The 7,705-nt window shown below is 55.4% G+C and carries 6 protein-coding genes; 4 read left to right on the top strand and 2 right to left on the bottom strand.

From position 1 onward, the window contains the following. Positions 1–56: 56 nt before the first annotated feature. Positions 57–1,619 (bottom strand): type VI secretion system protein TssA, encoded by a 1,563-nt coding sequence (gene tssA / locus ACIOZM_RS27910; protein ID WP_401219959.1) that lies wholly within the window; start codon positions 1,617–1,619, stop codon positions 57–59. Positions 1,620–2,334: 715 nt separating this feature from the next. On the opposite strand from tssA, the gene tssI reads away from it, so the two are divergent. The 4 genes from tssI to ACIOZM_RS27890 are packed head-to-tail and all read left to right on the top strand — an operon-like array spanning position 2,335 to position 7,401. Continuing rightward, positions 2,335–5,676 carry a type VI secretion system tip protein TssI/VgrG gene (tssI, locus tag ACIOZM_RS27905; protein ID WP_401219956.1) on the top strand — a complete coding sequence of 1,114 codons (3,342 nt, stop codon included), beginning with the start codon at positions 2,335–2,337 and terminating at the stop codon, positions 5,674–5,676. Further along, the gene (locus ACIOZM_RS27900) at positions 5,669–6,340 is read left to right on the top strand and encodes a DUF2931 family protein (RefSeq protein WP_401219953.1); all 672 of its coding nucleotides are present in this window, start codon (positions 5,669–5,671) and stop codon (positions 6,338–6,340) included. The genes tssI and ACIOZM_RS27900 overlap by 8 nt, the downstream gene beginning before the upstream one ends. Further along, positions 6,327–7,031: a DUF2931 family protein gene (locus ACIOZM_RS27895; RefSeq protein ID WP_401219951.1), complete on the top strand. Its 705-nt coding sequence runs from the start codon at positions 6,327–6,329 to the stop codon at positions 7,029–7,031. Before ACIOZM_RS27900 ends, ACIOZM_RS27895 begins: the two co-directional genes overlap by 14 nt. A gap of 13 nt (positions 7,032–7,044) precedes the next feature. After that, positions 7,045–7,401 (top strand): hypothetical protein, encoded by a 357-nt coding sequence (locus ACIOZM_RS27890; RefSeq protein WP_401219948.1) that lies wholly within the window; start codon positions 7,045–7,047, stop codon positions 7,399–7,401. A 97-nt stretch (positions 7,402–7,498) separates the two neighbouring features. On the opposite strand, the gene ACIOZM_RS27885 is transcribed toward ACIOZM_RS27890, so the two are convergent. Continuing rightward, positions 7,499–7,705 (bottom strand): HU family DNA-binding protein (locus ACIOZM_RS27885; protein ID WP_401219945.1); only part of this gene is annotated, 207 nt, incomplete at its 5' end.

Genomic DNA, 7,705 nt, shown 5'->3' with positions numbered 1-7,705 from the left:
GGCTACCGAGCCTACTTAGGCCACGGCTAGTCTCCTAGCGGTAGAGGCCCTGGGGCCTATTCGAGTACCACGTCGAGATCGAGGTGGCACAGCCTGCGATAAATCTCTTCCTTGCGTTCACGCACTGCATGGTTCTGCGGTAACAACTCGCAGCAGCTATGCAGCAGGTGCAGCACTTCCAATGCAAGATCGGGCTCCCAGGCGTGCAGGCCTGAGTCCTGTAAAGTCTGATCGAGTGTTTCGAGCTGGTTCTTGGCCAGTTCGTATTTCTTGGCCATGAAACACAGCCGGCCGAGGGCGAACTGCCAGAAAAAGCGCTCGCGCCCACCGTGGGCGGATTGCAGGCCCTGCTTGAGAATCTGCACGGCAGGCTTGAGGCCTTCCTTGCGCAGAACCGGCAGGACTTCTTCGAGGGCTTTTTCCCAGGCGGGCTGAGTCTGGACGTCGTCGGTTTCAACCTTGCGCGGCGCACTGGCGCTTTGCAGGTGCGGCATGACGTTGCCGGCGATCCACGCCCGTGTGGACGGATCGGCGAACGGCGCACCGTCATGGAAACGACATTCGATGATGCCGGGCAGGCGCTGAACCAAAAGCGCGAAGTGGATCTCCACTTCGCGCATAGCCATCTCGGCGTTGAGGTTCTGGAGACATTCCCAGACCATCCTCTGGCCATCGAACCAGAACGGCGCCTTCGCCAGGCTCGCCTCCAGTTCAACCAGCAGATCGGCGTATTTGCCCTGATCGAAACGGTCCTGATACTGCTTGAGTTTGTCGGCCGGAAGACCGCGCAATACGGTGATCTGCTCGGCGTTGCGCTCCGGCACTGCATCAATCGGCAGCCAGAGCAAAGTACGGTTGAGGCGCAGGGCGCGCAGGTCGGTGGCTTTCTGCTTGAGCCACCAGGCACACAACGGACGCGCGCTTTCCTGCTGGGCGCGAAGAGCCTTGTAGGCTTCTTTCTCGTTGTCGATCGGTGCGCCGGGCGTGAGTAACTGGCTGGCGGCCTGCTTGACCTGCGCCACCGCCGAGCCCATCACGCCGGGTGCCGGCTGGTTGTCGGCAGCGCGCTGGATCATGGTTTTCAGGCGACGGGAAAGCGGCAACAGCAGCGGCGCGTCATCGCCCAGATGCTCGGTGCACGCGGCGTCGAGACCGGCCAGATGCTCGGACAACTGCCGGAACATCGGCAGCTGTTCCTTGATCGCAATGTTTTCGGTGATCACCTGCTCCAGACGCGGCACCAGCCAGCCAATGGCGGCAGCGCGGGTCCGGGCTTTGAGCGGGTGAACGACAGGCCAGTTGTTTTCCGACAGATGGTGCAGCAGACCGAGGCCGGCAAGGAGGCCGGGGAAAGATTCACGCTGGTACAGAGACCACGTCAGCCAGGCGCCGACACGCAAATCCTTGGATTGGGTACGCAGCAGATTTTCGCTGTTTTCACGGATTTTCAGCCAGTCGATCTGCCCGCTTTCGTGCATCGACGAAGCCTTGGCCAGCTCGCTTTCCAGTGCCTCGAATTCGCTCGAAAAACGAACGTCTTCGCCCGCGAAATTCTCTTTGGAAACAGAGACTTTTGCGAGTTCGAGGTAATGAGCGGAAAGTTTGCTTGAGTAGGACATCCATGGCCTTTAAGTTTTGATGACGGTCATACGCCTGTTTGGAATTTCAGCGGCGCGGACAGTATCGAAGAGCTGTTGGAGACTCATCCAATTGAGTGTTTGCTCTTTCAAGTGGGCGCATCGTAATCACAATGATGGCCACTAGCAAGCATCTGATCAAACAACAAGACGAAGTGTTCATTGCCCTGCGTAAGAGATCGCCCTATATGTTGCAGGGGGTTCCCTGATGTCGGCTTATATTGTGTACATTTGCCCTGCCCCCTCGAAACCCTTGCTCCAGAGCGGCCCGCTCGACCTCGATGGCTGCTCGCAGCACGCCGGCTCCATTACACGGCGGCAAGCATGACCATTCTCGAAAAAAATAGAAGTAGGATTCTTCCTAAAATTCATTGGATTCATAAAACAATTACCGCCGACAACAGCGCACAACAAAAGTGCCATCAATCTGATGGCATTTCATTTCGTTGAAACTTACACAGCCTCGGAAAACACTGCACTTTCGTGCTAACTCAATAATTATCGAATTACTTTCCCACAGTCATTTCCTTCAACCCACACCACACTTTCACGCCCGGAATGCTCTGACAAATGTCAGAGATACTTCTTACATCAATTTATTTCCTGCGTTGCTAGCTTGCCTTGGCAAATTCTTTTCGCGTGGCGATCAGGGACGATCGAACACCGCGCATCGACTCACTTGCTTAAGGACAAGCGTATGTTCAGTACGGGCAATTGCGCGCCTTTTACCTTGCAAATTCCCGGAGTTCGCCACGACTTCAAGGTGTTGGCATTCGATGGTGATGAAGCCATCAGCAGCCTTTACACCATCCGGATCAAGCTGGTCAGCGAACGAGCGGATATCGACCTGGAAGGCTTGCTCAGTCAACCGGCGTTTCTGCAATTCGGGTTCAACAACGAGGGAATTCACGGACGCATTGAGGATGTGAGCGTTGGTGAGACAGGACGACGGCTGACGCACTATCAACTGACGCTGGTGCCGGCGCTGCACTATTTGCAGTTCAGTCATGATCAGCGGGTTTTCCAGCAACGCACGGTGCAGCAGATCATCGCGCAGGTGTTCAAGGATCACGGCATTCAAGGTGATGCGTTTACCTTTCATGTCACCCCGAACCCGCCACGCGACTATTGCACTCAGTATGCGGAAAGCGACTTCGAATTCATTCAGCGCCTGTGCGCCGAGGACGGTATCGCCTGGCATCATCAGCATTCGGCGGACGGGCATTTGCTGGTGTTCACCGATGACCAGGTATTTCTCCCCACGTTGGGTGCGACGCCGTATCAGCAGGACACCGGCATGATCGCCGAGCACCCGGTGGTCAGCCGGTTCAGTGTGCGTAACAGCACTCGCACCAGCACCGTCACCCGCCGCGACTACGACCTGAAACGCCCAGGTTTGTTGCTTGAAAGCCGCTTCACCGCCGAATTCACTCCAGCCCTGGAGGACTACCGTTATCCGTTGCTGATCGAGAACGAAAAGCGCGGCAAGCAAATTGCCCGTCAGGCGCTGGAGCGGCATCGCAGCGACTATGAACTGGGTGAGGGTGAAAGCGATCAGCAGAACCTGCGCTGTGGGCACCTCTTCGATCTGACTGAACACCCGCGCAAACAGTGCAACGACTTGTGGCTGTTGCTCAGCGTTCAGCACGACGGGCGACAACCACAAGTGCTCGAAGAATCGATCACCAGTGAAATCAAAGCCGCCGACGGGTTCACCCAAGGCTATCGAAATACCTTCAGCGTGATCCCCGCAGAAGTTGTTTTCCGCCCGCCGTTGCCAGCGCGTCGACCACCACTGGTGGCTCAGACCGCACGAGTTACCGGGCCGGCGCACGAAGAGATCTACTGCGATGAATTCGGGCGCGTGAAGATTGAACTGCCGTGGGATCGCGCCGAACTGAACAGTGAGCGCAGCAGTTGTTGGGTACGTGTGGCGACGGGGTGGGCCGGGGATCATTTCGGCGCCGTGACCCTTCCACGCATCGGCATGGAAGTCGTGGTGACCTTTCTCGAGGGCGACCCTGACAAACCGCTGATTACCGGCTGCGTGGCAAACAAATCCACTTTGCCGCCCTACTCCTTGCCCGATCACAAAACCAGAACCGTACTGCGCAGCCACAGCTCGCCGCATACCGGTGGCTACAACGAACTGTCGATAGAAGATCGCGCCGGGCAGGAGTTGATCTACCTGCGTGCACAACGCGACTTGGCGCAGAAAATCGGTAACAGCATTCAGTTGGAAGTGGGCAACGAGCGCCGTGAAACCATCAACGGCAACAGCCACACCAGCGTTGGAAAATCCCTCGACATCGAAGCCGGCCAGCAAGTGCATCTCAAGGCCGGGGCCAGTGTAGTGCTGGATGCCGGCGCCAGCATCACGCTGAAAGCGGGCGGCCATCACATCGTGATCGATACCGACGGTATTTTCACCAGCACCGAAATCGAGACGGGGCGCAAGCCACCGGACAGTGCAGGCACCCATCTGCTGGTGCCTGGGCTGGATGGCATGTTGCCCGTTGCGTCAGCGCCAGCAGCACAGGCACGTGTAGAAGAAGAGGAAGAAGAAGTCGATCTGGAGGACGAAACGCCTGGGGGTATTACTTTGCGTATCGGCGTGTTTTTTGATGGGACGGGTAACAACAAAGCCAACAGCGAGACAGTCGCCGCTTGCTATGCGCCGGATGCCAATCTGGCAGAAGCGGCTGAAGAGATTCAGAAACACTGTGCCACTTATGGTTATGACGGGGACGGGAATTCGCCGGATAACAGTTATGGGAATGATGTGAGCAACATTGCTCGGCTCTACGATCTGTATACCGATCAAACGGACGAGACGTTGTTGCTTACAGTGACACAAGCCTCAATTGCCATTTATGTCGAAGGTATTGGAACCACAGGTGGCGGGGACGACTCCCTCTATTCGCAAATGACTGGAAGAGGAGAAACAGGCGTAGTGGCACGCGTCGAGCAGGTGCCGTCACTTATCGGAGAACAAATACGCCAGCTAAAAGAACGTAACCAACAATTGAAAATTGAACGAATCGAATTCGATATCTTTGGGTTCAGTCGAGGAGCTGCAGCCGCAAGGCACTTTGCCAACGAAGTACTCAAAGGTAGTGAAGGCTTTCTTGCAAAATCGTTTCCGAACGGATTCGAAGGCTTGGCAGAGAGTTTCAGCTGGCGACCGAAAATCGACACGGTGATCAACTTTATTGGCCTATTTGACACCGTGGCAGCAGTAGCCAATCCGTGGCTGCTCGACTTTAGCGGTGCCAACGGCAGAAACCCCGGCGTCAATTTGAAGCTCCCGGATGATTGTGCCAACAAGGTGGTACATCTGGTTGCACGTGACGAGTTCCGTGAAAACTTCGCGCTTAACAGCCTGGGTGATATTGATCTGGTTTTACCCGGCGCTCATTCGGATCTGGGTGGCGGCTACTTACCCAGAGCCAAGGAAAAACTACTGCTGAGCAACCCGATCACCAGCACCATTAGCCGAAGCAAGGACGCGACTAGCAGCGCCGCCTACGTTGCTGCCGAAAAAGAGGCATTTTCCTGGTATACAAAAGGCGTAATCGAAGATGACGCACCGGGCAGCCAACTGCGGGTGGCATGCTGGGAAAGATCGGTGACTCAATCGACAGAAAAGGGTGGACCCAGACAGGATTCTCAGAAGCGGGTTTATGCGGCGGCCAGTATTGAACGGCCCGTAAATGGTGAGCTATCGCTGGTATATCTGCGCATCATGCGTGAGCTTTCTGTCAGAGCAGGTGTGCCGTTCAAAATCGTCCCTGACACGCCGGGTCTAAAACTGACGGACGAGTTGATCCCTATACACAAAAAACTACAGGCTTACGCATTGGGTGAGTCATCCGTTGAAGGATTGACCATCAAGGAGCGGGCGTTGTTGCGCAGTCGCTATATACATCTTTCCGCTCACTGGAATGCGGCCAAAAACCTGAATAGCAGCGACATAGGCTTTGTTTTTATCAATCGACCGACTAAAAACAAACAACGGGTGGTACACCCCCATGAATGACTTCAATCAAACTTTCAAGAAAGGTATGTGCCTCCTTTTAGGCCTACTACTGGTGGGCTGCATACAAGACGACTCCCAAGCTGCAGAGAAACTGCCTTGGTTCCTTGGCTTTTCAGCACCGGCTTACATGGAGGTATGGATTGAAACGGCAGATGTAGTGGATATCAGAGAGCGAGTGTTTAAGCGCGCGGGTAGCGGCATCGCCTCTGTTCCAAGACCTCCCCATAACCTGGGAATAGCTAAAGGCTGGGTGAGCAACAATGGTGCGGGCAAAGGCAAATATGTCACTGGTGCCGACTTACCACGCCTGATCTACGTCCGCTGGCAATCCCTGGCCGAACCCCAAACCTACGAGGCTTACATCGTCATTCCAGAATCCGCCCGGGAAATCATGCGCAAACCCGAAAAAGCTTTCTGCAACTTTGGCGCGAAATGGATTACCGAATCCCGCGACAACATGGGAATTGGTCTGGCGCCAGGCGGAATAGTGAAGGTATGGCTCGGGGGAGCCTGCTTGGAGGCAATTGAGGTTGTTCGAGTCCTAGGGACTGTTAATAAACTGGGTCCCTACCAAGGAAAAAATGAAGGCCGGTATGCTTTGCCTCTTGAGCCAGAGTCCAAAGCCTACATCGAAAAATTCGGAATTCCCTATGGCTCTTGGTAACCACATTCCGACCATTACACCGCAGAGCCTAAGTCCTCGCATTAAAAAATATGCAGCCCTGTTCTTCGGTCTGCTGCTGACCGTAAGCACCCAAAGTCATGCTCAACCTACGGACAAACTGCCATGGTTTCTTGGCTTTGGTGCCCCGGACTACATGGAGGTCTGGATTGAAACCGCCGACGTCGTAGATGTTCGAGAACGGGTGTTCCGGCGTGTTGGGGCCGGAATTGCTTCGGTAAGAGCTCCCGCTGATTACAAAGGCAAGCCCGCAGGTTGGCCCGAAAACCCCGGAAGTGGCGCGGGTCGTGATGTCACCGGCGCCGACCTGCCTCGCTTGATCTACGTACGCTGGCAGTCTCTAGCGGAGCCTCAAACCTATGAGGCCTATGTCATCATTCCCGAAACTGCCCGGGAAATCATGCGCAAACCCGAGCAAGCATTCTGCAGACTTGATGGTAAATGGATCACTGACTACCGCGACGACATCGGAATTGGCTTGGCTCCCGGCGGCATTGTGAAGGTCTGGCTTGGAGGGACTTGCCTCAAGTCTGTCGAGATAGCTCGGGTCGAAGGAAGTGTATTGAAGGAAGGTCCGTATCAAGGAAAAAATGAGGGGCACTATGCCTTGCCTCTATCACTTGAATCCAAAGCCTACATCGAAAAATACGGCATCCCCTACGGGAGCTGGTAAGGAGCATTACCTCATGGAATTGAAACCCCTGTTTTTTGCAGCACTGATGTGGCTTCCCGTCACACACGCCTCAGCGGACACCCCGCCAATGGACGGCCATTATTATCTCTACGGAGCAATGGAGATGGGCGCCGAGTTGCTACTGCGCAAGGACGGCACCTTTGACGCGGGCGTGGCGTACGGCAGTGCCGACGGTTTCGCCAAAGGCACTTGGACGGTGCAGGACAACACGTTGACGCTGAACAGCGAAACCAAAGCGACCTCCAACAGCGATTTGTCCGCCCTGTTCCAGGATCTGCAATTGGTGATTGAGCCAAACTGCCTGGCTGTGGATTTTGGCAACGGCAAAGCCTGCTTTCGACGCAACTGAGCGCATCCATCAAGCCATAAAAAATGGGCACCCGACCGCAATCGGTGTGCCCATTTTTTATTGCGGTTCTCCTCGCGATTCGAGGAGTTCGCCGCAATTAAGGATTAACGCTGTCTTTCAACGATTTGCCTGGCTTGAACGCAACGGTGTTGCTGGCCTTGATTTTCACCGGCTCGCCGGTTTGCGGGTTTTTGCCGGTGCGGGCGCCGCGGTGGCGTTGCAGGAAGGTGCCGAAGCCCACCAGCGTGACGCTGTCCTTGCGGTGCAGAGCGCCGGTGATTTCTTCGAGAACGGCGTTGAGAAG

Origin of the sequence: Pseudomonas sp. NPDC087346, assembly GCF_044744235.1 — a bacterium.
In the GTDB taxonomy this organism is placed as follows: domain Bacteria; phylum Pseudomonadota; class Gammaproteobacteria; order Pseudomonadales; family Pseudomonadaceae; genus Aquipseudomonas.
Note: the sequence above shows the minus strand (reverse complement) of the source record. Positions and strands in the feature narration are given on the sequence as shown.

Coding starts and splice junctions, on each gene's coding strand:
- ACIOZM_RS27900 (WP_401219953.1), top strand. CDS start 5,669: ATGAATGACTTCAATCAAACTTTCAAGAAAGGTATGTGCCTCCTTTTA.
- ACIOZM_RS27890 (WP_401219948.1), top strand. CDS start 7,045: ATGGAATTGAAACCCCTGTTTTTTGCAGCACTGATGTGGCTTCCCGTC.
- tssI (WP_401219956.1), top strand. CDS start 2,335: ATGTTCAGTACGGGCAATTGCGCGCCTTTTACCTTGCAAATTCCCGGA.
- tssA (WP_401219959.1), bottom strand. CDS start 1,619: ATGTCCTACTCAAGCAAACTTTCCGCTCATTACCTCGAACTCGCAAAA.
- ACIOZM_RS27895 (WP_401219951.1), top strand. CDS start 6,327: ATGGCTCTTGGTAACCACATTCCGACCATTACACCGCAGAGCCTAAGT.